Origin of the sequence: Nocardioides sp. GY 10113 (assembly GCF_004919105.1) — a bacterium.
Lineage (GTDB): Bacteria > Actinomycetota > Actinomycetes > Propionibacteriales > Nocardioidaceae > Nocardioides.
Genome location: NZ_STGK01000002.1, coordinates 141,847 through 168,496 on the forward strand (window position 1 = coordinate 141,847; position 26,650 = coordinate 168,496).

Annotated in this window: 26 protein-coding genes; 13 read left to right on the forward strand and 13 right to left on the reverse strand. The window is 74.8% G+C overall.

The window, feature by feature from the left end:
- Positions 1–347: 347 nt before the first annotated feature.
- The 3 genes from E8D34_RS02945 to E8D34_RS02955 are packed head-to-tail and all read left to right on the forward strand — an operon-like array spanning position 348 to position 4,927.
- Positions 348–1,319, forward strand: a complete 972-nt coding sequence (locus E8D34_RS02945) for a MoxR family ATPase (RefSeq protein WP_136593368.1) — start codon at positions 348–350, stop codon at positions 1,317–1,319.
- Between the two features lie 48 nt (positions 1,320–1,367).
- Positions 1,368–2,618: a DUF58 domain-containing protein gene (locus tag E8D34_RS02950; protein ID WP_136593099.1), complete on the forward strand. Its 1,251-nt coding sequence runs from the start codon at positions 1,368–1,370 to the stop codon at positions 2,616–2,618.
- Complete coding sequence (locus tag E8D34_RS02955; protein ID WP_136593100.1) at positions 2,618–4,927, forward strand: DUF3488 and transglutaminase-like domain-containing protein; 2,310 nt, start codon at positions 2,618–2,620, stop codon at positions 4,925–4,927. Before E8D34_RS02950 ends, E8D34_RS02955 begins: the two co-directional genes overlap by 1 nt.
- Before the next feature lie 91 nt (positions 4,928–5,018).
- On the opposite strand, the gene E8D34_RS02960 is transcribed toward E8D34_RS02955, so the two are convergent.
- The 5 genes from E8D34_RS02960 to E8D34_RS02980 form a co-directional block, all read right to left on the reverse strand.
- The gene (locus E8D34_RS02960; RefSeq protein ID WP_136593101.1) at positions 5,019–5,465 is read right to left on the reverse strand and encodes a DUF3040 domain-containing protein; all 447 of its coding nucleotides are present in this window, start codon (positions 5,463–5,465) and stop codon (positions 5,019–5,021) included.
- Between the two features lie 104 nt (positions 5,466–5,569).
- Positions 5,570–6,775, reverse strand: coding sequence for a DNA polymerase IV (gene dinB / locus E8D34_RS02965; protein WP_240771061.1), 1,206 nt, complete (start codon positions 6,773–6,775; stop codon positions 5,570–5,572).
- Between the two features lie 108 nt (positions 6,776–6,883).
- A complete protein-coding gene (locus tag E8D34_RS02970; protein ID WP_136593102.1) occupies positions 6,884–7,603 on the reverse strand; it encodes a methyltransferase domain-containing protein in 720 nt (239 codons plus the stop codon).
- 42 nt (positions 7,604–7,645) lie between these two features.
- A complete protein-coding gene (locus E8D34_RS02975; RefSeq protein WP_168929313.1) occupies positions 7,646–8,134 on the reverse strand; it encodes an SAV_6107 family HEPN domain-containing protein in 489 nt (162 codons plus the stop codon).
- A 205-nt stretch (positions 8,135–8,339) separates the two neighbouring features.
- Positions 8,340–8,774, reverse strand: coding sequence for a hypothetical protein (locus E8D34_RS02980; RefSeq protein WP_136593103.1), 435 nt, complete (start codon positions 8,772–8,774; stop codon positions 8,340–8,342).
- 47 nt (positions 8,775–8,821) lie between these two features.
- Between E8D34_RS02980 and E8D34_RS02985 the strand changes: the two genes are divergently transcribed.
- Together E8D34_RS02985 and E8D34_RS02990 are read left to right on the forward strand one after the other, a co-directional pair.
- Complete coding sequence (locus E8D34_RS02985; protein ID WP_136593104.1) at positions 8,822–9,292, forward strand: YbaK/EbsC family protein; 471 nt, start codon at positions 8,822–8,824, stop codon at positions 9,290–9,292.
- Positions 9,293–9,296: 4 nt separating this feature from the next.
- Positions 9,297–10,625: an FAD-dependent oxidoreductase gene (locus tag E8D34_RS02990; protein WP_136593105.1), complete on the forward strand. Its 1,329-nt coding sequence runs from the start codon at positions 9,297–9,299 to the stop codon at positions 10,623–10,625.
- A 39-nt stretch (positions 10,626–10,664) separates the two neighbouring features.
- On the opposite strand, the gene E8D34_RS02995 is transcribed toward E8D34_RS02990, so the two are convergent.
- Positions 10,665–11,546, reverse strand: coding sequence for a hypothetical protein (locus tag E8D34_RS02995; RefSeq protein WP_136593106.1), 882 nt, complete (start codon positions 11,544–11,546; stop codon positions 10,665–10,667).
- Between the two features lie 80 nt (positions 11,547–11,626).
- Between E8D34_RS02995 and E8D34_RS03000 the strand changes: the two genes are divergently transcribed.
- Complete coding sequence (locus E8D34_RS03000) at positions 11,627–12,319, forward strand: hypothetical protein (protein WP_136593107.1); 693 nt, start codon at positions 11,627–11,629, stop codon at positions 12,317–12,319.
- A gap of 22 nt (positions 12,320–12,341) precedes the next feature.
- Here E8D34_RS03000 and metF read toward each other — a convergent pair whose 3' ends face one another.
- Positions 12,342–13,229 carry a methylenetetrahydrofolate reductase [NAD(P)H] gene (metF, locus tag E8D34_RS03005; protein WP_136593108.1) on the reverse strand — a complete coding sequence of 296 codons (888 nt, stop codon included), beginning with the start codon at positions 13,227–13,229 and terminating at the stop codon, positions 12,342–12,344.
- Between the two features lie 37 nt (positions 13,230–13,266).
- Here metF and E8D34_RS03010 point away from each other — a divergent pair, with 37 nt between their 5' ends.
- Positions 13,267–14,355 carry a polyprenyl synthetase family protein gene (locus E8D34_RS03010; RefSeq protein WP_240771062.1) on the forward strand — a complete coding sequence of 363 codons (1,089 nt, stop codon included), beginning with the start codon at positions 13,267–13,269 and terminating at the stop codon, positions 14,353–14,355.
- Positions 14,356–14,407: 52 nt separating this feature from the next.
- A complete protein-coding gene (locus tag E8D34_RS03015) occupies positions 14,408–14,803 on the forward strand; it encodes a VOC family protein (RefSeq protein ID WP_136593110.1) in 396 nt (131 codons plus the stop codon).
- A 176-nt stretch (positions 14,804–14,979) separates the two neighbouring features.
- On the opposite strand, the gene E8D34_RS03020 is transcribed toward E8D34_RS03015, so the two are convergent.
- Genes E8D34_RS03020 through E8D34_RS03030 form a run of 3 tightly spaced genes read right to left on the reverse strand, consistent with a single transcriptional unit; the run spans position 14,980 to position 16,269 of the window.
- Positions 14,980–15,396, reverse strand: a complete 417-nt coding sequence (locus E8D34_RS03020) for a barstar family protein (RefSeq protein ID WP_136593111.1) — start codon at positions 15,394–15,396, stop codon at positions 14,980–14,982.
- Entirely contained in the window at positions 15,393–15,887 is a 495-nt protein-coding gene (locus E8D34_RS03025) for a ribonuclease domain-containing protein (RefSeq protein WP_168929314.1), read from the reverse strand. The genes E8D34_RS03020 and E8D34_RS03025 overlap by 4 nt, the downstream gene beginning before the upstream one ends.
- A 7-nt stretch (positions 15,888–15,894) precedes the next feature.
- On the reverse strand, positions 15,895–16,269 hold the full coding sequence (locus tag E8D34_RS03030) for an Rv2175c family DNA-binding protein (RefSeq protein WP_136593112.1): 375 nt from the start codon (positions 16,267–16,269) through the stop codon (positions 15,895–15,897).
- A gap of 237 nt (positions 16,270–16,506) precedes the next feature.
- Here E8D34_RS03030 and pknB point away from each other — a divergent pair, with 237 nt between their 5' ends.
- From pknB to E8D34_RS03055, 5 genes are all read left to right on the forward strand, one after another.
- The gene (gene pknB / locus E8D34_RS03035) at positions 16,507–18,651 is read left to right on the forward strand and encodes a Stk1 family PASTA domain-containing Ser/Thr kinase (RefSeq protein WP_136593113.1); all 2,145 of its coding nucleotides are present in this window, start codon (positions 16,507–16,509) and stop codon (positions 18,649–18,651) included.
- 136 nt (positions 18,652–18,787) lie between these two features.
- Positions 18,788–19,669, forward strand: a complete 882-nt coding sequence (locus tag E8D34_RS03040) for a deoxyribonuclease IV (protein WP_136593114.1) — start codon at positions 18,788–18,790, stop codon at positions 19,667–19,669.
- Entirely contained in the window at positions 19,662–20,564 is a 903-nt protein-coding gene (locus E8D34_RS03045) for a DMT family transporter (protein WP_136593115.1), read from the forward strand. The genes E8D34_RS03040 and E8D34_RS03045 overlap by 8 nt, the downstream gene beginning before the upstream one ends.
- Before the next feature lie 130 nt (positions 20,565–20,694).
- Positions 20,695–21,759, forward strand: a complete 1,065-nt coding sequence (gene aroF, locus E8D34_RS03050; RefSeq protein ID WP_136593116.1) for a 3-deoxy-7-phosphoheptulonate synthase — start codon at positions 20,695–20,697, stop codon at positions 21,757–21,759.
- A 505-nt stretch (positions 21,760–22,264) separates the two neighbouring features.
- Positions 22,265–22,987 (forward strand): hypothetical protein, encoded by a 723-nt coding sequence (locus tag E8D34_RS03055; RefSeq protein ID WP_136593117.1) that lies wholly within the window; start codon positions 22,265–22,267, stop codon positions 22,985–22,987.
- Positions 22,988–23,039: 52 nt separating this feature from the next.
- Here E8D34_RS03055 and E8D34_RS03060 read toward each other — a convergent pair whose 3' ends face one another.
- The 3 genes from E8D34_RS03060 to E8D34_RS03070 form a co-directional block, all read right to left on the reverse strand.
- Positions 23,040–24,377 carry a 3-deoxy-7-phosphoheptulonate synthase class II gene (locus tag E8D34_RS03060; RefSeq protein WP_136593118.1) on the reverse strand — a complete coding sequence of 446 codons (1,338 nt, stop codon included), beginning with the start codon at positions 24,375–24,377 and terminating at the stop codon, positions 23,040–23,042.
- Between the two features lie 93 nt (positions 24,378–24,470).
- Positions 24,471–25,496 (reverse strand): 6-phosphofructokinase, encoded by a 1,026-nt coding sequence (locus E8D34_RS03065; protein ID WP_136593119.1) that lies wholly within the window; start codon positions 25,494–25,496, stop codon positions 24,471–24,473.
- A gap of 134 nt (positions 25,497–25,630) precedes the next feature.
- A complete protein-coding gene (locus E8D34_RS03070) occupies positions 25,631–26,551 on the reverse strand; it encodes a hypothetical protein (RefSeq protein WP_136593120.1) in 921 nt (306 codons plus the stop codon).
- Positions 26,552–26,650 lie beyond the last annotated feature (99 nt).

Here is a 26,650-nt window from a genome sequence, read left to right on the forward strand (position 1 = left end):
CCCCGGGATCACAGAAACCGCAGGTCAGGGGCCAGAACGCCGAGCCTCGGCCGGGCGCCGGGCGGCCACCGCCGGCCAGCGCTCCACCACCCCACCGACCGCGGCGCGGGCGTCGCCGGGGTGCGTGGTGGAGCGTGGTGGAGTGGAACGTGGGGGAAGTGGAGCGCCGGTGGGGCGCGTCGGCGGGTCGAGTGGAGCGGAGCGGAGGCGGCGGGGCACGTCACCGACCCGAAATCGGGCCGCTCGCCCACCGGCGACCCCCTAGGGTGGGATTCCGCCGCGGCGTACCGTTGGCGTGCAACAGGACATTGCGGACGGGAGACACAGTGGTGGAGTCGCCGACCTCCGTGCAGCCGGGCAGCCCCGGGGCCGACGTCGCCAGCGTGGCCCGGGTGGCCGCGCGCATCCGAGAGAACGTCGAGCGGGCGATCACCGGCAAGACGGAGGTCGTGACCTCGGCCCTCGTGGTGCTCTTCGCGGAGGGACACCTGCTCCTCGAGGACGTGCCCGGCGTCGGCAAGACGATGCTCAGCAAGGCACTGGCCCGCAGCATCGACTCCTCGGTGCGCCGGATCCAGTTCACGCCCGACCTGCTGCCCTCCGACGTGACCGGAGTGTCGATCTACAACCAGTCGACGCGGGAGTTCGAGTTCCGCCCCGGCGGCGTCTTCGCCAACCTGGTGATCGGCGACGAGATCAACCGGGCCTCGCCCAAGACCCAGTCGGCCCTCCTGGAGTGCATGGAGGAACGTCAGGTCACCGTCGACAGCGTGACGTACCACCTCGAGGCGCCGTTCATGGTGATCGCCACCCAGAACCCGGTCGAGATGGAGGGCACCTACCCGCTGCCCGAGGCCCAGCGCGACCGCTTCATGGCCCGCGTCTCGATCGGCTACCCGGTGCCCGCCGCGGAGATCGCGATGCTCGGCGCGCACGCCTCCCTCAACCCGCTGGACGACCTCGAGCCGGTCACGGACGGCACCGAGATCCGCAAGCTCTGCGGGATCGTCACCCAGGTCCACGTCTCCGAGGCGGTCCAGCGCTACGCGGTGGCACTGGTGGCCGCGACCCGCGAGTCGCCCGAGGTGCTCCTCGGCGCCTCGCCGCGCGCCACGCTGCACCTGGTCCGCGCCGCCAAGGCGTACGCCGCGCTCCGCGAGCGCGACTTCGTCCTCCCCGACGACGTCCGCGCCCTGGTGCAGCCGGTGCTCGCGCACCGGATCCTCCCCAGCGCCGAGGCGGCGGTGGGCGGGCGGGCCTCGGCCAGCATCCTCGAGGCGATCGCCGAGCGGGTCCCGGTCCCCGACCCGCGCGGGTGAGCGGCGCGGGGCGCAGCGACCAGCGGCCGAGAGGGGCGGTGAACCGGAGTGGCCACGACGCGTGAGGCGCTGTCCGGACTCACTCTGCGCGGCCGCGCCTTCCTGGCCGCCGGGGCGACCGCGATCGTCTGCTCGGTCCTGCTCGGCCAGCCCGCGCTGACCCGGATCGGCGTGCTGGTGCTCGCGCTGCCCCTGTTGGCCGCGGTGGCGGTGGGACGCCGGCGGTACGCCGTGACCGTCCACCGCGAGCTCGCCCCGCGACTGGTCACCGCCGGGCAGACCGCGAACGTGACCCTGACGCTCAGCAACGCCGGCCAGCGCAGCGCCGGCGCCCTGCTCGTGGAGGACCGGCTCCCCTACGCACTGGGCCACAGCGCGCACTTCGCCCTCCAGGGACTGCGGCGACGCTGGGAGCGCACGGTCGACTACCAGGTCCGCGCGGACACGCGCGGCCAGTACGAGATCGGCCCGCTGACCACCCGCGCCATCGACCCCTTCGGCCTGGTCGAGGTGCGCCGCACCCACCCGGCGACCCTCGCCCTCACCGTGACGCCCCGCACGATCTCCCTGCCGACGATCGGGCTCACCGGGGGCTGGAGCGGCAGCGGGGAGCACCGGCCGCAGGCCTTCGCCGCCGGCTCCGCCGAGGACGTGAGCGTCCGCGAGTACCGCCGCGGCGACGAGCTCCGCCGTGTGCACTGGCGCAGCTCTGCCCGGCTCGGCGACCTGATGGTGCGCAAGGAGGAGCAGCCCTGGGAGGCCCGGGCGACGGTGTTCCTCGACAACCGTCGCCTCGCCCACCACGGCAAGGGCGCCACGTCGACCTTCGAGGCGGCCGTCACGGTCGCCGCCTCGGTGGCGGTCCACCTCGACCTGCACGGCTACACCGTGCGGCTGATCTCGGCCCAGGGCATCGGCACCGGCCCGGGTGAGCCGCTGGCCGCCGTCCTCGAGCACCTCGCACTGATCCAGCTCACCAGCCAGCCGCGGATCGACCTCTCCTGGTGCGGTGAGCAGACCCACGGCGGGCTCGTGGTCGGCGTGCTCGGTCGACTGACGGCGGCCGACATCCCCGCGCTGCGCCGGCTGCGGCACGACGCCGCGACCGCGATGTCGATCGAGCTGGACCTCGCCCGGTGGGCCGAGGCGGCCGGGACGACGGCCGTCACGGCCTCCGGGCAGGACGCCGTCACCGCGGCGTCCCTCGGCTGGCGCTCGGTGAGCATCGGCCCCCACGACCGACTGGAGGGTGCCTGGCGAGATCTCGGCCGCCGGCGCGACCGGGGGGCGGGCGCCTGATGTCCGTCGTACGCCGCCCGCTGGCCGTCGACGCACCGATGGCGCTGGTCGCCGCCGCGACCGCCTGGGCCACCCTCACCGCCTGGAGCGGCTTCATCACCGCCCCGCGGGACCTCCTGGTCCCCGCCGCGCTGCTCGCCCTCGCGATAGCCGTGAGCGGAGTGCTGCTGCGCTGGGCCGGTGCGCCGCGACTCGTGACGCTGCTCGGCCAGCTGGCGGTCGCGACGTGCGGCGTCAGCCTGGTCGTCACCGGGGATCCACTGCCGTTGGGCGGTGCCCTCGTGGAGCTCTCCGACGCGCTGGCCACGGCGGTCGACTCCGCGCAGCGGTACGCGGCGCCGATCGGCGCGGACCTGCCCCCGGTCACTCCGCTCCTGGTCGCCGGCGCCGCACTCTTCGCGCTGCTCTTCGACGCCGTCGCCTGCACGCTGCGGCGCGTCCCGGTCGCCGGCCTGGTGCTGCTCGCCATCTACGCGATCCCGGCCGGCCTCGCCAGCACCGGCGCCGGTTGGGTCTCCTTCGTCCTGGCCGCGGTCGGGTTCCTCACGCTGCTGCACCTGGACGCCCGGTCGGAGCTGCTGCGCTGGGGCAGGGCGGTCGGCCACGACGCGCACAGCCCGTGGGCCGAGGCGAACCCGCTCGCCGGCGCGCTGAGGGCCGGCGCGGGCGCCATCGGCGTGGGGGCGATCGCGCTCGCCCTGGTCATCCCGCCCTTCGTGCCGGTGCTCGAGCTGGACGCGCTCGGGTTCGGCGATGGCGCCGGCAAGAACCAGATCACGATCCGCAACCCGCGGGCGGACCTGCGCCGCGACCTCGAGCAGGGCGATGACGTCCCGCTGGTGCAGGTCCGGACCAACGACCCGGCACCGAGCTACCTACGGATCGCCGTGCTCAACCGATTCACCGGTGACGAGTGGAGCAGCGGGGACCGGGACGTGGCCAGCAGCGCCACCGCGAACCGGAAGCTCCCGCCGCCGTCCGGTCTCTCGGAGGAGGTCCCGCGCCGTTCCTACGAGTACGACGTCACGGTGGCCCCGGCCTTCGACTCGACGTGGCTGCCCACGCAGTTCCCGATCAGCGCGATCCACGCGGAGGGCGACTGGCGCTACGACGAGGACACCTACGACTTCCTCGCGGCGGGCGACGAGACGACCGCCGGCATGGAGTACACGATGCGCAGCATCGTGCCCGCCTACGGCACCGACGGCCGGTTCTTCGCCGACGCGGTGGCCTCCTCGGTCACGGCCGAGGTGCTGGAGATCCCCGGTGGGCTGCCGAGCAGCGTGCGCACCTACGCCGAGCAGGTGACCGCCGGCGCCCGGAACGACTACGAGCGGGCGCGGCTGCTGCAGGCCTGGTTCCGCATCGACGGCGGCTTCCGCTACAGCCTGGCGAAGGCACCCGGGGGTTCGATCGGGCAGAGCCTGGCCACCTTCCTCTCCGACGCCCCGGGCGGCCGCATCGGCTACTGCGAGCAGTTCGCCGCGGCGATGGCGATCATGGCCCGGATCGCGGGCATCCCGGCGCGCGTCGCCGTCGGCTTCCTGACCCCGACGGCCGTGGAGCCGCGGGTATGGCAGTACAGCTCGCACGACCTGCACGCCTGGCCGGAGCTGTACTTCTCCGGGGCGGGCTGGGTGCGGTTCGAGCCCACGCCGGGGCGCCGTGCCCCCGACGCGCCCGCCTACAGCACGGTGCCGGTGATCACCGACAGCCTGGACCCGGGCGACGACCCGAGCACGGCCGCCGACGGCGAGATCGGACCGGAGGACCAGCCCGGCCGCGACCAGCCGAGCCGCGCGCCCGAGGAGTCCGCAGCGACGACGGAGGAGGCCGCCGGCGGCAGCGGCGGGGGCGGGCTGCCCCTGTGGCCGCTGGTGATGGCGGCGGCGCTGGCGGTCGCGGGCACCCTGGTCCCGCGGTTGCTGCGCTCCCGGCAGCGGCAGCGCCGGCTGGCCGGGAGCCCCGAGGACCTCTGGGACGAGCTGCGAGCCACGGCCTTCGACCTCGGGATCGCGTGGCCCGAGGGTCGGTCACCACGCGAGAGCGCCGCGATCCTGGCCGGCCGGCTCAGCGCCACCGCGGGCGCCGCCGAGGCGATGGACCGGCTGGTCGCCGAGCTGGAGCGGCACCGCTACGCGCGCCCGGCGGAGGCCGCGCGCGGTGGTGGCGCCACGGCCGTGCTCGAGGCGCCCACGGTCGCGCGCGACGACGCCGTCCTGGTCTGCACCGCGCTCGTGGCCAGCCGTCCCGCCCGGTCGGTGCGGCGTGCGGCCTGGCTGCCGCGCTCCTCCTGGCAGCGCGACTGAGCGCGACTCGGCTGACACCGAGACGCAAGTCGTCGAGAACCTCACGCCGACTCGCGTGGGTGCGTGTCAGTCCCCGCCGACTCGCGGAGGGTCAGAAGCCGCCCTGGTCGCGGCGGCGACGCCACCGCGCACGGAGCGTGTCCATGAACGAGTGTCCGGACCCGCCGCCGGACCTGCCGCCGCCGGACTTGCTGCGACCGCGGCGAGCACGCCCGCCGTCGATCACTCCCAGGCCGGAGGGGTGGGCCGTCATCGCCTCGCTGCCGGCGCGGTGGCCGCGCAGCGCGGTCAGCCCGACGGTCGCCGAGAGCAGCATGACCACGAAGCCGACGATCCCGATCTGCCAGTAGCCGCTGATCGCGCCGGTCATCAGCACCGCGACGCCGATGGCGAAGACGAGGCTCGCGAGGATCGCGCGGCGCCGAGCCGCTTGACGAAGCGTGGTGCCACGCAGGGTGGAGGCGAACTTGGGGTCCTCCTCGACGAGCGCGCGCTCCATCTGCTCGAGCAGTCGCAGCTCCTCTTCGGAAAGTGGCACCGGATCCTCCGCGCATCCTGGGCGGTTCGCCCGCCGATAGACCTCGGACCAAGTGTAGGCAGGCAGCGTTCGTCCCGGTAGGCCGACGTCACAAAATCTGCTCATCAGAGGGATCCCAGCAGGCTCGCCCGGCGTACGGCGTCCCGCCCGAAGCGCCCGCTGACGCGATCCACGGCGCGGTCCGCGGCCGTCCATCCCGGCAACCGCTCCCCCAGGACGAGCTGGCGGCTCTCGCCCGCGCGGATCCCGCGGAGTCCCTGCAGGGCCACGCCGAGCAGCCGCACCCTCCGCCCGGGGTGGTGGCCGAGGACGGTCAGCAGCAGGTCGAGCGCCACGACGTAGAGGTCCTGCGTGACGTCGGTCGGCTCGTCCAGGGTGCGCGACCGGGACAGCGTCGCGAAGTCGGCGAACCGGACGGTCAGCATCACCGTCCGCCCCACCTTCGCCGCGGCCCGGACCCGCGCGGCGACGCGCGCAGCGAGCGACAGCAGCTCCCGGGCCAGGCGGTCGGTGTCGACGACGTCGACGGCGAGCGTGTGCTGCGCGCCCATGCTCCCCTCGGGCGTGCCCTCCCCGAAGCCGAAGACGCCGGCGCCGCCGGGGCGCAGCTCGGAGCGGTCGAGTCCGTGGGCCAGCGCGTGCAGCCGTTCACCCAGGTGGTCGCCGAGGACGCGACGCAGCTCGGCGCGCTCGAGGGCGGCGACGTCGCCCACCGTCACCAGGCCGAGCCGGTGCAGCCGCTCCCGCGTCGCCGGCCCGACGCCGTACAGCTCACCGACGTCGAGCGGGTGCACCCGGTCGACGAAGACGTCGGGCCCCAGCACGAGGACCCCGTCGGGCTTGGCGCGGCGGCTGGCCAGCTTGGCGACCGAGATCGTGGCCGCGATGCCGACCGAGCAGGCGATCCCCTGCTCCGCCCGCACCCGGGCACGGATCGCCTCGGCGATCTGCTCCGGGCCTCCGAACAGCCGCCGCGCGCCGCGCACGTCCAGGAAGGCCTCGTCCAGCGACATCACCTCGACGACCGGGGTGAAGGACCGGAACGTCTCCATGATCGCCCGCGAGACGGGTCGCAGGATGGCGAAGTCGGGCGCCACCGACACCGCGCGCGGGCACAGCCGCCGGGCCTCGACGCCGGACATCCCGGACCGCACGCCGTAGCGCCGGGCGGGGTAGTTCGCCGACAGGACGACACCCCGGTGGCCGCCACCGACGATCACTGGGACGTCCTGGAGCTCGGGGCGGTCCCGGGTCATCACCGACGCGTAGAACGCGTCCATGTCGACGTGCAGCAGCCCCGGGACGCTCACCGGCGCCCTCCGGCCGGGTCGGCGCCGGCGGCGTCAGGAGCAGCGGCGTCAGGAGCAGGGGCGTCAGGAGCAGGGGCGTCAGGAGCAGCGGCGTCAGGAGCAGCGGCGTCAGGAGCAGAGCAGGTGAAGCTGCGTCGCGAGCGGCAGGTACTCCGGTCGTTGGGCCGCGGCCCGCTCGAGCTCGACCAGGGCCGCGGCCGCGCCGGGCTCCACGTCCACCAGACGGGCCGGGACGTGGTCGGCGAAGACCCGGATCCCGTGCACGGAGTCGACGGAGAAGCCGGCCGCCGCGAGCAGGTCGCGCAGATCGCCCAGGTCGAACCGGTGGCCGCGACGCCCCTCCTCCGGGTGGGCACCCTCCATGAGGTCGCGGGCCTGGACGAAGTGGCCGGCCATCGCACGCGCCAGGACCGCGGCGCTGCGCTGGGAGACCAGCAGGCTGAGCACGCCACCGGGGCGCAGCACGGAGCGGATCGCGGCCAGCGCCGCCGCGGGATCGACGACCTCGAGCACGCCGTGGCAGAGCACGACGTCGGCGCTGTCCGCCCCGACCAGGTCGACCAGGCCGGCGACGTCACCCTGGTGGCCGGCGACCGCGACACCCGCGTCGTCGGCGCGGCGGGCCAGGGCCGCCAGCGCGTCGGGGCTGGGGTCGACGACCGAGACCCGGTGCCCGGCCTCCGCGAGCCGGACCGCGGAGCCGCCTGTGCCGCCGCCGATGTCGACGACCTCGCGCGGCGGGCCCGCCAACGCGGCGTCCAGCACGTCCCACACCACCACGGTGCGGATCGAGCCCCGGCGTTCGGTCGTCTGGTTGTCCTGGACCATGGCCCGAACCCTACGACGTCGCGGTCCTCCACCGGACAGGACTCAGCCCGCGGCACGGCCGGCGAGCCGGTCGCCGACCGTCGGGTGGGCGACGAGGCCGAGCGCGCGCTCGACGACAGCGAGGAACCGGTCGGCGTCGCGGACCAGGTCGTCGGCCTCCCGCTCGCTCGCGGCGTGCTGCGAGCCGGCCTCCGCCGCGGCCCGCTTGGCCGCGCCGGCGGCGAAGAAGGTCGCCCACTCGCCCAGCTCCGGTGCGACCTGGGCGAGCAGCACCCATGCGTTCTGCTGGCGTCGGCGCCGCCCGGGCGCCGGCCGGGCCCGCGCGGCGAGCAGCGCCGCTGCGGCGCGCAGCGCGGCCACGTGGGCACACGCGTAGCGGGTCGCGGCGTCGGTGGCGCCGACCGCCTCGCTCAGCGACTCCGCCGAGCGCAGCAGGTAGGAGTGGGTGGTCGCCGGCAGCAGGTGCGGCTGCCACGGTGCCTCGTCCCGGAGGTCACCGTCGTCGGTGCCGCTGATCGCCTCGCTCGCCATGGTCGCTTCCCTTCGTCGCCGGGGGCTCCGGGCGGGGCGGGACCACGCCACCCCGGAGCAGTGTTCGAACATCTGTTCGAACACTGCCGAAGGTACACCCGCGGTCCGTCACAACGTCAAGAGATGCGACGCGAGCCGCGGCGCCGGCCCGACAGGCCCGGCCCGGGGATCCGTGCGCCCGGTCAGCGACGCGTGCGCGCCCCGGTCAGGAGCCCTCAGCGCTCCGGATGAACCGCGACGTCTCGGGGTGCCACACGAAGACCACGGCCACGGCGGCGACGACCCCGGCGGCGCCCGCGCCGACGAGCACCAGGAACGGAGAGTCGGTGCGCATCACCGCCAGCGTGCCGACGAGGATGCCCAGCGCGAAGCAGGCCAGCCCGTGCTGGGCCCAGAGGTGCCGGTGCCGGAACAGCTGGATCATCGTCAGCATCGTCACCGCGATGACGCCGTAGAGGACGAGGACCACCGGGACGAACTCGGTCGGCTGGACGGTGGTGTCGCCCGCCTCCATCGGCGACCAGACCCGGTCCAGGTCGCCGCGGAAGACCACGACCGCCACCGACATCACCAGGCCCGCCGCGACCAGGGTCCACAGCAGCCAGCTCGCGAGGTCGACCGTCACCGGTCGCTTCATCATCGTTCCTCCTCCAGAGCCCGCCGCACGGGCCGGATAGGGTCGCCCGCATGGCGGACGACCATCCCACGATCAGCCGGTTCCGTGAGGAGCACCATCGTCGTGGTGGCGCCGGCGAGATCGTCATTCTGCCCGACGCGGTGCACACCGCCGCGCTCGCCGCCGCCGCCTTGGGCTGCGAGGTCGGCGCGATCGCGAACAGCCTGCTGTTCTCCGCCGACGACGCACCGGTGCTGATCCTCACCTCCGGCGCCCACCGGGTCGACACCGCCGCGACCGGCGAGGCACTCGGCGTGCGCCTGCGCCGGGCCTCCCCCGACTTCGTCCGCGAGCACACCGGGCAGGTCATCGGCGGCGTCTCCCCGATCGGTCACCCGGCCCCGATCCCGACGTACCTGGACCCGTGGCTGGCCCGCCACCCCGTCATCTGGGCCGCGGCCGGCCACCCCGCAGCCGTCTTCTCCACCACGTACGACGAGCTGCTGGCCCTGACCGGCGCGACCCCGCTCGAGGTGGGGTGACCCGATGAGCGCGATCGTCGTCGTCGGCGGCGGGCTGGGCGGGATGGCCGCCGCCGCCCGCCTCGCCAAGCTCGGCCACCAGGTCACCCTGGTGGAGGCCGATGCCGACCTGGGCGGCGCCCTGCGCACGCTCGAGCAGGACGGGTTCGTCTGGGAGGGCGGCCCGGCCGCCACCCTGCTGCCGGCCGCGCTGCGCGACCTCTTCCGCAAGTCCGGCAGGCCGCTGGAGGCCGAGCTCAAGGCCGACCTCGAGCCGGTGCCGATCATCCGCGAGCACCGCTTCGAGGACCGGACCAGCGTGCGCCTCCCCGGCGGCTCCCGCGCGGCCCAGCTGCACGCCTTCGACGAGCTCGGCGCCGGCCTGGGCCGTGCCTGGGTCGAGCACGTCGACGCCTACGGCGAGGTCTGGGAGGTGCTGCGCCGGCACTACGCGGAGGTGCCCTGGGACCCCGCCGCTCGGGGCAGCACGCCACAGGAGCTCGACCGGCTGTTCCGCGACCGGGAGACCCTGCACAAGCGGCTGCGCCGCCGCCTGCGCGACGACCGGCTCGCACTGGTCGCGGGCTACGACGCCACGTTCGGCGGCCACGACCTGCGCAACGTCCCGGCGTGGGTCGGCGTCACCAGCTACCTCGAGCAGTGCTTCGGCGCCTGGCAGGTGCCCGGCGGCATGGGTCGGCTCGCCGACGTGCTGACCGGGCGCCTGCGCACCCGCAAGGTCGAGGTGCTGACGTCGACCACCGCGCGCGACCTCGTCGTCGAGTCCGGCCGGGTCGTGGCGGTGCGCACCGAGCACGGCACGCTCGACGCCGACCACGCGGTGGTCGCGATCGACCCGCGCCGCCTGCCCACCCTGCGCCCCCTGGTCGAGCGCACCATGCCCGCCGTACCGCCGGTGGTCACCCACCTCGGCCTCGACGGCCCCGGCCCGGACCAGCTTCGCGACGTGGCCCACGAGGTGGTGATCCACGCCGACCCGATGCTCGTGCTCCGCCGCGGCACCGGCGCCCCGGACGGTGGCAGCGCCTGGACCGTGCTCGCCCGCGGGCGCATCGCCGAGGACCCGGTGACCGCCCTCGCGCGGCACGGGGTCGACCTGCGCGAGCAGGTCGTCACCCGGCTCGACCTGAGCCCGCGCGAGCAGGTCGACCGGCTCCACGGCTCCCCGTTCGGCGTGCTCTGGCAGGGCCGCGGCACGGTACGCCGGCGCCTGGGGCCGACCACGCCGATCGCCGGCGTCCACGTCGCCGGCGCGCACGGCGCCCCCGGTGCGGGGGTCGCGTTCGTCACGCTGTCGGGCGCCCTGGTCGCGCAGGCGGTCGGCCCGGCCTGATCCCTCGGCCGGGACCGGCGGGCCCGCGCGTCGCGACGACTACCGGACCGGATCCAGCCGGTAGTGGAGCCTGACCGCCGTGGCGGACCAGAGGCGGAGCTGGTGGTCGGCGCGGAGCACGCCCTCGTCGTCGAGGTACAGGTGGAAGCTCTCCCGGATGGGCGCGCTGGCGGCGTAGGTGGCGCCGCGGTCGTCGGCGACGACGTACGCGCCGTCCTGCCCGAACCGACCGCCGGGCGAGCGCAGGAAGAACGAGCCGTTCGGACCGTGCTCGGGCCGCAGGAAGACCTGGACGTTGCCCGACTCCAGCGGGAACGCGGCGTGCACGCTGCGGCGGCGCGCGCCGGGCAGCAGGCGCGTCGAGTACGAGCCGCTGAACGCCCGGTCGCCGGTGGAGCGGACCGTCCGGGTCCAGGCCGCGGCGCGCTGGACGCCCTCGTCGTCGACGATCAACGACACCTCGCTGTCCATGCCCCGCGCCACGTCCAGCGACCGGGTCGGCAGCGCCAGCTGGTCCAGGCGCCGCCCGAAGAGGCGTGAGATCAGCTCACCGCCGGGCCAGAACACCGGCGACCACCCGACCCAGACCTCCATCCGCCAGCCGCTGGTCCGCTCGTAGAAGTCCCTGATCCGCGGGTGGACGAGCGCCGCGGAGAAGCCCGGCCCGTCGAGCTCGGCGAGGTCGCGCAGCAGCCCGGATCCCGCCCGGCCCCGCACCACCGAGCCCCCGAGGCGGGCCGCCTCGGCCTCCAGCCAGTCGTCGGTCACCGGTCCCCGACCACTCGTGGGACCGCGCAGCCAGGACTCCGCACCGTCCAGGTCGACCCGACGCCCGGCCGCGCGCCAGAACTTCCGGGTGCCGAGGTCGACCGTCCGCCACGCGCGGTGCCCCTCGGCGGTCGTCGGACCGGCACTCGTCATGGCGAGGATGCTAGGGCGTGGGCCACCGGCCGGCGTGGGACCGACCCGCCCGGCCGTCGGGGCCGCTACCGTCTGCGCCGATGTTCAGCTATCACCTCGCGGAGCTGCCCGCTCGGACGACCGCGCGCGCCATGGCCCGGCCACCCCGACCCGGGCAGGTGCCGGGCCTGCGCCATGCCGAGGTCCTCGCCTTCATGCAGCTCGGCGCCCCCACCGCGTCGCTCGAGCGGATGCAGCTGCGGCGCGTGGCGGTGTTCGCCCGCTGGGAGGAGGAGGGCGCGCTGGACCGCTTCCTCGAGCACCACCCCCTGGGCATCGCACTGTCCACCGGGTGGCACGTGCGGATGGAGTTCCTGCGCCGCTACGGCACGCTCGCCTGCCTCCCCGACCTGCCGACGAAGGCCGGCGACTGGGACCGCGGCGAGCCCGTCGTGGCCGTGACCCTCGCCCGCCTGCAGCTGCCGCAGCTCCCCCGCTTCCTGAAGTGGGGGAAGCCCGTGGAGCGGCTCGTGGTGTCGCACCCCGGGGCCACCATCGCCCTGGCCGCCATGCGGCCGCCTCGGCACTTCTCCACCTTCTCGATCTGGCGATCGGTCGAGGAGATGACCGCGATGGTCCACGGCCACAGCGACGTCGAGAACCGCGAGGTCCACGCCGCGGCCATGCGCGAGCAGGCCCGCCGCGACTTCCACCACGAGTCCGCCTTCATGCGCTTCCGGCCGCTCGCGGAGCACGGGCGGTGGCAGGGCCGGGACCGGCTCCTGCCCGGCTGAGTCCGGAGAGCGGTCGGGGTGGTCAGACGGTGATCCGCAGCGCCTCGAAGATCTCCAGCGTCGCCTTGGACCGGTTCAGCGTGTAGAAGTGCAGGCCCGGCGCCCCACCGGCGAGCAGGTCGTCGCAGAGCTCGGCGGCGAGCCGGATGCCCGCCGCACGCACCGCGGCCCGGTCCTCGCCGGCGGCGGTGATCCGGGCGACCACGTCGTCGGGGACGCTGGTGCCGATCAGCTCGCCCTGCCGGCGGATCGCGGCCAGGTTCAGGATCGGCATGATCCCGGGCAGGATCGGGATGTCGACGCCCCGGGCACGGACCCGCTCCACCAGCGAGAAGTAGTCCTCGGCGCGGAAGAACATCTGGGTGACCGCGAACTCCGCCCCCGCCCGCGCCTTCGCCACGAGCACGTCGGCGTCGACGTCCAGGGACTCCGCGGAGGGGTGCCCCTCCGGGAACGCGGCGACGCCGACCCGGAAGCCACGGGCGTGCGCCAGCTCGACCAGGTCCAGCGCGTGGTTGAGGCCGCCCGGCGTCGGCGTCCACTCGGCGCGCGGACCCTCCCGCGGGTCGCCGCGCAGCGCCATCACGTGGCTGACGCCCTCGGCGACGTAGGCGTCGAGGATGCCCTCCAGCTCGGCGCGGGTGTGGCCGACGCAGGTCAGGTGCGCCATCGGCACCAGGTCGGTCTCGCGGGCGATCCGGCCGGTGATCGCGACGGTCTTGTCGCGGGTGGTGCCGCCGGCACCGTAGGTGACGGAGACGAACGTCGGGCGGTAGGGCTCCAGCGCCCGGATCGCCGACCACAGCTGCTGTTCGCCGACCTCGTCCTTCGGGGGGAAGAACTCGAAGGAGAACGAGCGCTCACCGGCGCTGATCAGCTCGCCGAGCGAGCGTCCGGGACCGACAGCCATGCGGGCGAGTCTAGGGCGACCACTAGGGTGTGCTGACGTGACGGACGAGGGATGGGATCCGGCGGCATTCCGCGCCGGGATCCAAGACGAGCTGGACCGCTTCCTCGACCGGCAGGCCACCCGGTTGGCCCCGCTGGGCCCGGACGCCGATCGGCTGATGACCGAGGCGCGGGCGGTGGTCTCGGGCGGCAAGCGCTTCCGCGCCGCGTTCTGCTTCTGGGGGTTCGCGGCCGTCGCCGGCGTCCCCACCGGCGAGCAGGCGGGCGCCGTCCGGCGGGCCGCGGCGGCGCTGGAGCTGCTGCACGCCTCGGCGCTGGTGCACGACGACCTGATGGACGCCTCCGACACCCGGCGTGGGCGCCCGGCCACCCACCGTGGCTTCGAGGCCGACCACCGTGGCCAGCGCTGGCGCGGCGACGCCGAGCAGTACGGCGCCGCGGCGGCGATCCTCCTCGGCGACCTGCTGCTCTCCTGGGCCGACGAGCTGCTGCGCACCTGCGGGCTCGGCTGGGAGCGCACCGGACCGGCGCTGGACATGCTCGACCTGTGCCGCTCCGAGGTGATCGCCGGCCAGTTCCTCGACGTGTCGGTGCAGGCGCGCGGCCGGGCCGACGTCGACGACGCGATGACGGTGCTGCGCTACAAGTCCGCCAAGTACTCCATCGAGCGACCCCTCCACATCGGCGCCGCCCTGGCCGGCGCCGACGAGGCCACCCACGACCTGCTGACCGGGTTCGGGCTCCCGCTGGGCGAGGCGTTCCAGCTCCGCGACGACCTGCTCGGCGTCTTCGGCGACCCGGCGACCACCGGCAAGCCGGCCGGCGACGACCTGGTCGAGGGCAAGCGGACGGTGCTGGTCGCGCACGCGCTCGCCGCCGCCGGCGCGGCCGACGCAGAGCGGCTGGACGCCGCCCTCGGTGGCCCGCTGAGTGACGCCGAGGTCGACGAGCTGCGCGCGATCATCGCCGGCAGCGGAGCACTCGACCGGGTCGAGGAGACGATCGCCGCCCTGGGCGACCGGGCGCTCGACGCGCTCGCGCACGGCCGCGCGGAGGCCGGTTGGGACCCGACCGCGTGCGACGTCCTGGCCGGGCTGGCCTCGGCGGCGACCCAGCGCAGTCACTGACGGGTCGGCGTACCGGGTTCCGTCCGTCGGCGGCCGGTGCGACGATCGCGGGATGATCGACCACTTCGGCATCAACTGCGCCGACTGGGACGCCTCCCGGTCCTTCTACGACGCCGTGCTGAGCACCCTGGGGCACGCCCGGGTGATGGACTTCGGGGTGGCCGTCGGCTACGGCAGCGACGGCAACCCGGTCTTCTGGATCTCGGACGCGAGCAAGGGCGAGGACGTCGACGGGCCGAACCGCGAGGTGCACATCGCCTTCGCCGCCAACGGGATCGAGCAGGTGCAGGCGTTCTACGACGCGGCGCTGGCGGCCGGCGCCGAGTCGCTGCACGCGCCCCGACTGTGGCCGGAGTACCACCCCGGCTACTACGGCGCCTTCGTCCGCGACCCCGAGGGCAACAACGTGGAGGCGGTCTTCCACGGGGCGGCGCCCGCGGGGGGCTGAGCCGGGTCGTGTGCCTGAGGACCCGAGCCGGGTCGTGTGCCTGAGGACCCCTCATTCAGGGGTCCCAGGCACACGAGGCACCATCCGCCCGCGGCGCACCTGCCTCGTGTGCCTCACACCCCGGCATACCGATGCCTGGGGCACACGACCCCGCGCCACCGGCACCCCGAGGAGCCTCAGACCAGCAGCGGCGCGGCGTCCTCGGGCCCGGCACCGGCCAGCAGCACCTCGAGCGCGGCACCCGGACCGCGGGCACCGAGCACGCGCACCACCGCGGCAAACGCCCGCGGCTCGGCCAGCGCCGGGGTCCCCCACCCCCGCCAGAGCAGCAGCGTCGGCTCGGCGAGGTCGCGCAGGCAGTCGTGCAGCGCGTCCAGGTTGCGGCCGTAGTGGGCGGGCAGCTCCAGGGCAGTGCCGAGGTCGGCGAGCACGCCCGCGCGGTCCTCCACCGCGGAGGTGTCCAGGTACGCGAGGCGCCATCCGTGGGCGTCGCAGGCGGCCCGGAGCTCGCCGTCGTCGGCTCGATCGTCCGGGTCCCAGCGGTGCACGCCCGCCGGGGCGCTGCCGCGCAGGATCGACGCCATGCCGCTCATCGATCGATGACCGCGAACGAGGCGTAGTGGTCCTCGGTCCAGTACAGCTCGCCACCGTCTCCGGCCACGATCCGGCGCGCGCCGCGGTCCGGCGAGCCGGGAGTCTCGACGGTGTACTCGGCGTAGTAGCCGTCGTCGCGCTCGGGCAGGATCCCCTCGTAGTTGCCGAACCTGCTGCCGTCGGAGTCCGGGTACGGGAACGGCCCGCCGGCATCGATCAGCGCCAGCGTCTCGGCGGCCTCGGGCGGCAGGTCGGCCAGCGCCACCACCGGCAACCCGCTCTCGGGGTCGACCGCCTGCCCGTCCGCCTGCCCGTCCGCCTGCTCGTCCGCCTGCTCGCCACCGTCTCCGGCCACGATCCGGTCGCTCGGCGAGGACGGGGCCGGCTCGTCGCCGGACTGCATCCACCACAGACCGCCGCTCAGCACGGCCACGACCACCGCGACCGACGCCAGGGCGCTCCGCCCGCGTGACCCCGCCCGCCCCGCCATCAGCGGCTCAGAAGCCGAGCGCCTGGGCGCGCCGCTTGACCTCCGAGCCGCGGTTCTCCCGCAGCGCGTCGATCGGGCGGCCCGGCAGGTCGGCGTCCAGGAAGATCCAGGCGATGCACTCGCGGTCGTCGAACCCGGCGTCGTGCAGCACCGTCAGCAGCCCGGGCAGCCCCTTGACCGGCAGGCCCTCGTCGTCGAGGAAGGCCGCGGGCACCTTCGGCCCCTTGCCCGGCACCGGTACGGCGGCGGCGAGCTGGTGCTCGCGCACCAGGGTGCGCACCTTGGCCGGCGTGACCCCCATCAGCTGGGCGGCCGCATCCCAGTCCAGCCACTCGTCCACGAGGGCGGCCAGGTCGTGCTCGGAGAGTCGCGAATCGCTCATTCCCCCATCCTCCCCCACGAGCGGCCCGGTCCGTCCACCCAAGGCGCACCCGAGGCCCACCCGAGGCCCACCCGAGGCCCGCGCGGGGCCCGCCCGGGGTCCGCCGGGGCCCGCCCGGCAGCCGGCCAGCGGGCGCGGCGATCCGGCGTGCCTGCCGACCTGACCGGCGGCGCGCCGTACGATAGGCGACCCGGACACTTCCCCACCGGGGTCCCGAGCGCGCACAGGAGGGTCGCTGTGCACGAACCGCAGGCCGGCGGCGCCGACAAGCCGCCCGTTCGCGACCCCAATACCGGTCGAGTGCTCGACGGTCGCTACCGGATCGGCCCCCGGGTCGCCCGCGGCGGCATGGCCAGTGTGTACGAGGCGACCGACCTGCGCCTGGACCGCACCGTGGCGATCAAGATCATGCACACCGGTCTCGGTGACGCCACCTCGGGCGACGAGGCGTTCGCGGCCCGGTTCGTCCGGGAGGCCCGCGCGGCCGCCGGGCTCTCCCATCCCAACGTCGTCGCCATCTACGACCAGGGGCAGGACGCCGACGGCACGCTCTACATGGCGATGGAGCTGGTCCCCGGGCACACCCTGCGGGACACCATCACCAAGGAGTCCCCGATGGCCCCCGAGCGCGCCCTGGCGCTGCTCGACCCGGTGCTCTCGGCGCTGGCCGCGGCCCACCGCGCCGGCCTGGTCCACCGCGACGTGAAGCCGGAGAACGTGCTGATCGCCGACGACGGCCGGATCAAGGTCGCGGACTTCGGCCTGGCGAAGGCGGTCAGCGCGGACACCCAGCACACGGCCACGCAGGGGGTGCTGATCGGCACCGTCTCCTACCTGGCGCCCGAGCTGGTCGTCGACGGCCTGGCCGACGCCCGAGCGGACGTGTACGCCGCCGGCGTGATGCTCTTCGAGCTGCTCACCGGCGAGAAGCCGCACAGCGGCGAGACCCCGATCCAGGTCGCCTACCGCCACGTGCACCACGACGTGCCGGCGCCGTCGAGCCTGGTCCCCGGCCTGCCGGCGTACGTCGACGCGCTGGTCGCGCGGGCGACCACCCGCGACCGGACGCTGCGACCGGCCGACGCCTCGGTGCTCCTGCACCACCTGCGCCGGGTGCAGGCGGCGCTGCGCGAGGGCCTCGCCGAGGACCCCGACCTGGTCGCCGACCTGATGCCGAGCAGCCGTACGGCGCCGGCGGCGGAGTCGGCCGCCGTCGCCAGCTCCACCACGCCGGACGCGCTCGAGAGCCTGTGGGACGCTGAGGAGGCCGAGGCACTCCTGGGCGCGGCGCCGCCCGCGAGGACCTCGCGCGGCGGGCCGGCCGGCACGGCCACCGACCGCACCCGGTCCGCCGGCGCGACCGCGACCGCGGTCCACCCGATCGCCCGCACCCCGGAGCGCACCGAGGTGATCACCCCGCACGGTCCCGGCGACGCCGGCACGGGCGCCGGGCGCCGCGGCGGCCGGCCCGCACGCCCGCGGCGGCGCCGGCGCGGACTGGTCACCCTGGTCCTGCTGCTGCTCCTGGCCGTCGCGGTCGGCGGCGGCGCCTACTGGTACGGCTGGGCCCGCTACACCACCGCTCCCGCGGTTCTCGGCCTGAAGGACGCCAAGGCCGTGACGGCGCTCGAGGACGCCGGCCTGGAGGTCGACCACGCCGACGCGGTGCACTCCGACACCGTCGGCGCGGGCAAGGTGATCTCGGCCTCCCCCGGCGCCGGCAGCCGGATCCTGCCCGGCGACACCGTCACGCTGGTGGTCTCCCTCGGCCCCGAGGTGCACGACGTGCCCGACGTGGCCGGGATGACCGTCGAGGAGGCCACCGAGGCGCTGGCCGACGTCAAGCTCGTCGTCGGCCGGATCGAGCGGCGCTTCTCCGAGACCGTGGCCGAGGGCGTCGTGCTGCGCACGGACCCGGGGTTCGGCTCGAAGAAGTCGAAGAGCCTGCCCGTCGACACCGCCGTCCGGCTCGTGGTCAGCAAGGGCCGCCAGCCGATCGCCGTCCGCGACTGGGTCGGCAAGGAGGCCGACGCGGCCCGCGACTACTGGGCGGGGCGCGGCCTGGAGGTCCAGGAGTCCGGCAAGGAGTACAGCGACGACGTGCCCGAGGGGCACATCATCAGCCAGAGCCCGCCCGGCGGCACGCTCTTCCGCGGCGACACGGTCTCCTACACCGTCTCCCAGGGCCCCGAGCTGGTCCGGGTGCCGTCGGTCTTCTACGAGCCCACCGAGGACGCCGTGCGCAAGCTGGAGGCGCTCGGCCTGAAGGTCGTCACCGCCCACGCCGCGATCTACTTCAACGGCTCCCGCGCCTACTCCACCGACCCGGGCGCGGGGACCATGGTGCGCAAGGGCAGCACCATCACCGTCCTGGTGGTCTGACCCCTCCTCCGGCCCACGGGCCGCCGGCCCGGCAGGGCGTTCGGCAGGGCGTTCGGCAGGGCGTTCGGCAGGGCGTTCAGCGGGGTGCTCGCCGGCTGCGGGAAGCGGGCCTCCACCCACTACGGTGCTCCCCGAGATGAGCACTTCCCTGCGCCCGGTCGGCACCCACGTCCCCGTCGGCAAGAACCTCGTGGCGGGCGCCCTGCGCAACGCCGTGGACCTCGGCTGCGAGTCCTTCCAGGTCTTCGCCGGCAACCCGCGCGGCTGGGCGCACTCGGCCGGTGACCCGGCCGTGGACGCCGAGTTCCGCACCCGCACCGCCGAGCTGGGCATCCCGGTCTTCATCCACGCCCCGTACCTGGTCAACCTCGGCTCGCCGACCCCGGCGACGTACGAGAAGTCCGTCGCCGTGGTCGCACACAACCTGCGACGCGCGGTCGAGATCGGCGCCGAGGGCGTGGTCGTGCACACCGGCTCCTACGTCGACCCCGAGGGCGGCGAGGAGCGGTACGCCGCGGCGATGCGCCAGGTCCGCGACGGCCTGCTGCCGGTCCTGGAGACCCTCGACGACCTCGGCGAGGACGCCCCCTGGCTGCTGCTGGAGCCCACCGCCGGCCAGGGCCGGTCCCTGTGCGCCGGCGTCGACGACCTCGCGGCGTACCTCGGCGCGCTGGATCACCACCCGCGGGCGGGGGTCTGTCTCGACACCTGCCACGTCTTCGCCGCGGGAGCGCCGCTCGACGAGCCCGGCGGGGCCACCGCGACCGTCGACCGCGTCGTCGAGATCGCGGGCCCCGGCCGCCTCCGGCTGATCCACGCCAACGACTCCAAGGACGTGCGCGGCGCGTTCAAGGACCGCCACGAGAAGATCGGCGCCGGCCACATCGGGGCCGACGCCTTCGGCGAGCTCTTCGCCCACCCCGCCACCGCCGGCGTCCCGTTCATCCTGGAGACGCCCGGATCCCGCGACGCCGACGACCCCGACCTGGCGCTGCTCAAGGCGCTGCGCGATGGGTGAGCGGCGCACGTCGCTGCTGGCGACGGCGGCGCTGCTGGGCATGACCGCCGCCTGGGGCTCGTCGTTCTACCTGACCAAGGACCTGCTCGAGCACGTCCCGGCGATCGACTTCCTGGCGGTCCGCTTCGCGCTCGCCGGCCTCGTCCTGCTCGCGGTGGCGCCGCGCGCGGTCGGCCGGCTCTCGCTGGAGGTCCGCCGGCGGGCGTTCGTGCTCGGCCTGGTCTACGGCGCGGCGCAGCTGATGCAGACCGTCGGCCTGGCGCACACCGCGGCCAGCGTCTCCGGGTTCGTCACCGGGCTGTACGTCGTGCTCACCCCGCTGCTGGCGGCCGTGGTCCTCGGCACCCGGATCACCGGCGCGACCTGGGGAGCCGTCCTGCTGGCCACCACCGGCCTCGGCGTGCTCACCCTGGACGGGCTCTCGATCGGGTACGGCGAGGCGGTGACGCTGGTCGGCGCGGTGCTCTACGCGGTCCACATCGTCGGGCTCGCGGCCTGGTCCTCGGCCGCCGACGCCCTGGGCATGACCATCGTCCAGGTGCTGGTGATCGCCGGGACCTGCCTGGCCGGGGCGCTGCTCACCGGCAGGATCGGCGAGGTGGTGCTGCCGCAGCACGCCGGCGACTGGGTCTCCCTGGTGTACATGGCGCTGATCCCCGGTGCGGCCGCGATGCTCGCCCAGACCTGGGCCCAGGCCCACCTGCCGGCCACCCGCAGCGCGATCATCATGAGCTCCGAGCCGGTCTTCGCCACCGTGTTCGCCGTGCTGCTCGGCGGGGAGTCGACGACGTCGCGGATGCTGCTGGGTGGGGCACTGGTGCTGGTCGCGATGGTCGTCACCGAGCTGACGCCGCGGCGCCGCGTGGAGGCCGAGGTCACCCACCTGACGGTCTGACCCGGGCGCCCGGACGCCACGCGACCGGGCGGGCCCACGCGTGAGACGGCCGTCCACATGCTGGTTCCGGCGCCATCGTTTGCCACGCTGACCTACTGTCCGGAGCGCAGGAGGAGGACGGAGGGCCCGCATGGTCGTCGTGATGGCCGCCACGGCCACCCCCGAGGACATCGCGCACGTCGTGCGCAAGGTCGAGGCGGCCGGCGGCAAGGCCAGCGTCTCCCACGGCGTCAGCCGCACCGTGATCGGCCTGGTCGGCGACGTCGACGCCTTCCACGGGCTCAACCTGCGGGCGATGTCCGGGGTGGCCGCCGTGCACCGGGTCTCCGACCCCTACAAGCTCGTCAGCCTCCAGCACCACCCGGAGCGATCGACCGTCTGGGTCGGTCACGGCGCCGCCCGGGCGCCGATCGGGCCCGACACCTTCACGCTGCTCGCCGGCCCGTGCGCGGTGGAATCCACCCGGCAGACCCTGGAGGCCGCCACCATGGTGAAGGCGGCGGGGGCGACCATCCTCCGCGGTGGCGTGTTCATGCCGCGGACGTCGCCGTACGCGTTCCAGGGCCTGGGCCTCGACGGGCTCCGGATCCTCGCGCAGGTCGGCGCGGAGGTGACCCTGCCGGTGGCCACCGAGGTGACCGAGGCGCACGACGTCGAGACCGTCGCCGAGCACGTCGACATGATCCAGGTCGGCACCCGCAACGCCCACAACTTCGGGCTGCTGCAGGCCGTCGGCGAGGCCGGCAAGCCCGTCCTCCTCGAGCGCGGGCAGAGCTCCACGATCGAGGAGTGGCTGCTCGCCGCGGAGTACATCGCCCAGCGCGGCAACCTCGACATCGTGCTCTGCGAGCGCGGCATCCGGACCTTCGAGCCGGCCACCCGGAGCACGCTCGACATCTCGGCCGTGCCGGTGGTCCAGGCGGCCAGTCACCTGCCGGTGGTCGTCGATCCGTCGCACGCCGCGGGGCGCCGCGACCTCGTCGTCCCGCTGGCCCGCGCCGCCATCGCCGCCGGCGCCGACGGAGTCGTCGTCGACGTCCACCCGCACCCGGAGGACGCCTTGTGCGACGGTCCTCAGGCGCTCCTCGGCCCCGATCTGCGGGCGCTGGCCCGCGCGGTGCGCCAGATGCCGGGGCTGGTCGGCCGCACCACCACGACCCCCGGCCACAGCCAGGCCGGACCGGCCGCCGGCTGACCCGGCAACGGCACCGACCAGCGCACCCACCAACGCACCGCCGGCCGCACCGGCACGACCGCTCGGCGCACGACGGGCGTCGCCGAGGCGGCTCTGCGCGGGTGCGTGGGGCACACTGGAGAACCGGGGCGGGGGCCGACGCAACGACCGCAGCGCCGGTCGCGCAGCGTGGTCCTTCGCCTGGGCAGCCGATTCCGGGAGCGAGATGATCCACTGCACCACCTGCGGGAACGACGTCGCGGAGGCGAACTTCTGTCCCCGCTGCGGCCGGCCGACCGCGGGCGGCCGCGAGCCCGACCGCTCCCCGGAGCCGCCCCTGGTGCCGCCCCTCGTGCCGCCCCTCGTGCCGCGGAGCGCAGCCACGACCTCGGTGTCGATCCCGGCGATCTCCCCGGTCAGCAGCGTCCGGGCGGTGCCACCCGGGCCGGTCGTGCCGCCGCCCACGGGGCCGCTCCCGCCGGCGCCGCGGTACCCCCTCTACGCGGAGGCCGCCGTACCCGGGCCGATGCCCGCCCCACCCGCCTCCGCGCCCTCGCACTCCCCCTCGACGAGCACCGCACGACTGGCACCGGTCCGAGCACGGCGCCCACGGACCTGGCTCCTCGGCGCCGCCGCCCTCGTCCTCGTCGCCGGCGCCGGGACCTTCGCGGCGGTCCGGTTGATCGGGCTCGACGGCGACTCCGCACCGCTCGGTGCCGCCGCCGGGGTCCGCGGCGACACCGACGACCCGGCCGGTCGCTCCGGGCCGACCGCGGACCTGGGCGGGGAGGTGCGCACGGTCCGGGTGCCCGGCACCGCTCCTGACAGCACCGACGCGACGACCGGCGCCCGGGTCACGTTCGGCGCCCAGAACCTGACCGACGGTGACCGGACGACCGCTTGGCGCGTCGCCGGCGACGCGTCGGGAACCGCGCTGACGATCGACTTCGCCGGCCCGGTCGAGCTGCGCGAGGTCGGGCTGATCAACGGCTACGCGAAGCGGTATCCCGGCTACGACGGGTACCGCTCGAACCGGCGCATCCTCGCCGTCCGCTGGACCTTCGACGACGGCAGCAGCGCGGTCCAGCGGCTCGGCTACTCCCGCACCGTGCAGGCGCTCGACCTCGACGCGATCGAGACCGAGCAGGTCCTCCTGGAGATCCTGCGGACCGCGGCCCCCGAACGCGGTTCGCGCGGACGCGACTTCACCGCGATCAGCGACCTGCGACTGGGCGGCGTCGCCGGCTGACCGGCGACGCGAAGGGTCGGCAGCGTCACTCGGCCGACCCGCGGGTGCCGGATCAGGCCCGTCGGAGCATCTCCGCGACGAGGAAGGCCATCTCCAGCGACTGCACGCGGTTCAGGCGCGGGTCGACCACCGACTCGTAGCGGTGGGCCAGCCGGTGCTCGTCGATCTCCTCACCGCCGCCGATGCACTCGGTGACGTCGTCCCCGGTCATCTCGACCAGGATGCCGCCGGGCCAGGTCCCCAGCGCGCGGTGCACGTCGAAGAAGCCCTGGACCTCCCCGACCACGTCCTCGAAGCGCCGGGTCTTGTAGCCGGTGCTCGACTCGAACGTGTTGCCGTGCATCGGGTCGCAGACCCAGGCCACCTGCAGGCCCGCGGCGGTCACCTTCTCGACCAGGTTGGGCAGGCCGTCGCGGATCTTGTCGGCGCCGAACCGGGTGATGAAGGTGAGCCGTCCCGGCGTGTTCTCCGGGTTGAGCTTCTCGGCCAGCGCGATCGCGTCGTCAGCGGTCGCGGTCGGGCCGAGCTTGCAGCCGATCGGGTTCGCGATGCTGCGGAAGTACTCCACGTGGGCGCCGTCGATCTGGCGGGTGCGCTCACCGATCCAGACGAAGTGACCCGAGACGTTGTACTGCTTGCCCGTGCGCGAGTCGATCCGCGTCAGCGCGTGCTCGTACTCCATCAGCAGCGCCTCGTGGCTGGAGTGGAAGTCGACCCGCTTGAGCTCCTCGGCGTCCACGCCGATCGCCTTCATGAACTGCAGCGCCTTGTCGATCTCCGAGGCCAAGGCCTCGTAGCGCTGACCGGCCGAGGAGCTCCGCACGAAGTCGGTGTTCCAGGTGTGCACCTGGCGCAGGTCGGCGTACCCGCCGGTGACGAAGGCGCGCACCAGGTTCAGCGTGGCCGCCGAGGCGTTGTAGACGTCGAGCAGCCGGTTCGGGTCCGGGATCCGCGACTCCGGGGTGAACTCGAAGCCGTTGACCGCGTCACCGCGGTAGGCCGGCAGCGTCACGCCGTCGCGGGTCTCGGTGTCGGAGGAGCGCGGCTTCGCGTACTGGCCGGCCAGCCGACCGAGCTTGACCACCGGCACGGAGCCGGCGTAGGTGAGCACGACCGCCATCTGCAGCAGCACCCGGAGCTTGTTGCTCACGTTGTCCGCTCCGACGTCGGCCAGCGTCTCCGCGCAGTCGCCGCCCTGGAGCAGGAAGGCCTCGCCACGACTCACCGCGGCCAGGCGCGAGGTGAGGTCGTCGCACTCGCCCGCAAAGACCAGCGGGGGCCTCTTGCGCAGCCGCTCCACGACATCCGCCAGGGCGGCCGGGTCGTCGTAGGTGGGCTGCTGGACGGCTCCGATGGCGTGCAGCTGCTCGAGGGTGGGAATGACGCTCACCACCCCAGGGTACGGCCGGCCGGGTGCCGACGCCGACTTCGTGCGGTGGGTGGACAGCCGAGCAGCGGTCGAGACTCGGCCCGCCGCGGTCGCTCAGCCGAAGAAGACCTGCGCCTCGGCGTACTCCTCCGGGCTGACCACCTTGAGCTCGTCGGTGCCCTCCGACATGGGAACCCGCACGATCCGGGTGCCGCGCAACGCCACCATCACCCCGAACTCGCGGTCGGCGACGGCGTCGATGGCCTGCAGGCCGAACCGGGTCGCCAGCCACCGGTCGAACGCCGTCGGCGTGCCGCCGCGCTGCACGTGCCCGAGCACGACCGCGCGGGCCTCCTCGCCGGTGCGCGCCTCGATCTCCTTGGCCAGCCAGTCGCCGATCCCGCCCAGCCGGACGTGCCCGAACGCATCCCGGTCGACGTCCTGGGTGGTCAGGCTGCCGTCGGTGGGCTTGGCGCCCTCGGAGACCACGATGATCGGGGCGTACTCGCTCTCGAAGCGGGTCTTGACGTCCTCGCAGACCTTCTCGATATCGAAGGGCACCTCGGGGATCAGCACCTCCGAGGCACCGCCGGCGATCCCGCTGTGCAACGCGATCCAGCCCGCGTGCCGCCCCATCACCTCCACCACCAGCACCCGGTGGTGGCTCTCCGCGGTGGTGTGCAGGCGGTCGATCGCCTCGGTGGCGATGTTCACCGCGGTGTCGAAGCCGAAGGTGAAGTCGGTCCCGGACAGGTCGTTGTCGATCGTCTTCGGTACGCCGACCACGGGCACGCCCATCGCGACCAGCCGGTTGGCGACGCCGAGGGTGTCCTCGCCACCGATCGCGACCAGCGCGTCGATGCCCAGCTCGGCGAGGTTGGCGATGATCCGCTCCGCGCCGCCCTCGACGGCGAAGGGGTTGGTCCGCGAGGAGCCCAGGATGGTGCCACCCCGCGGCAGGATCCCCCGGCACTCCTCGACGCCCAGGGGCACGGTCAACCCGTCGATCGGGCCGCGCCAGCCGTCGCGCAGGCCGACGAAGTCGAACCCGTGCGTGCGCACCCCCTTGCGCACGATCGCCCGGATCACCGCGTTCAGTCCGGGGCAGTCGCCGCCGCCGGTCAGGACTCCCACACGCATGCCGACTCCCCTTGCTGGACTCGCTGGCTGGTTGGCTGGGTTGATCGCTGTGCCTGGTCGTGGAGCCGGCCTGCGGGCGGGCGCCCGCCGCCGTCGCGCTCCGCCGCGAGCCTAGCCACCACCGGCGGCCGGGGTCACCCGAACCGCAGCCGAACCCGTTCCAGTGCCTCGCGCGCCGAGGCTCGATCGGCATCGGCCCGCCGCAGCGCCGCCGCCGCCTCGTCGCGCTCCTCGGCCACCTCCGCGGCCTCCTCGTCGACCTCGTCGCTCTCGGCCTCCAGCTCGGCAGCCCGGCGGCGCAGCTCCTCGAGCTCGGCCTGGAGCTGCAGCGAGCGCGCCGCCAGCCGGCTCCGCTCGGCCTCGGCGCCGGCAAGGGCCTCCGCCGCCTCCCGGTGCGCCTCCTCCGCCTCGGCCAGCCGGGCCTCCGCCGCGCTGATCGCCTTGGCGGCCGCGTCCGGGTCGGGGACCACGTGCAGGTCGGCCCGTGGCGGTACCGGGGCCTCCCGGGGCGCGGCGGCGAAGCCCAGCGCGTCCGGAGCCGCCAGCGCGCCGGCCAGCGCCGCGGGCTCCATCGGCGCCACCCCGGTGGTGCTCAGCGGCGCCACCAGCAGGCCGCTGCGCAGCGCCCGTCCGCAGTCGGCGTCCACCATCGCCGCGGTGAGGGTGCCCTCGACCTGGGCCGCGACCGCCTCGGTCACCCGCAGCCCCTCGTCGGCGGCCAGCGAGCGGGCCTGCTGGGCCAGCGCGGTCGTCAGCTGGCGCCGTTGCCGGGTCAGCGCGCGGAGCTCGCCGGCCTCCATCGCGGCCTGCGCCTCCCGCAGCGCGGCGCCCACCGCGAGCACCTGGTCCACCTGGCCGGCCTCGCGGCGTACCAGCAGGTTGGCGACCCAGGCCGCCGTCGACGGCTTGCGCAGAGCCTTGACCGCCGCGGCCAGGTCGACCTCGCCGTCCGCGCGGAGCGCCCTGGCCCGGGCGTCGCGGGCCGCGGTGAAGGCGGCCAGCGGTTCGGCGTACAGCTCGTCGGCGATGTCGAGCAGGGCGGTGGAGGCGGGCACGGGGTCAGGATAGGGAGCCGGGCGGGAATCACCGGTCGACCGGTGATTCCCTCGCCTGACGGGCACTGCAATGCCCGTCAGGCAACCGAACTGCCCGTC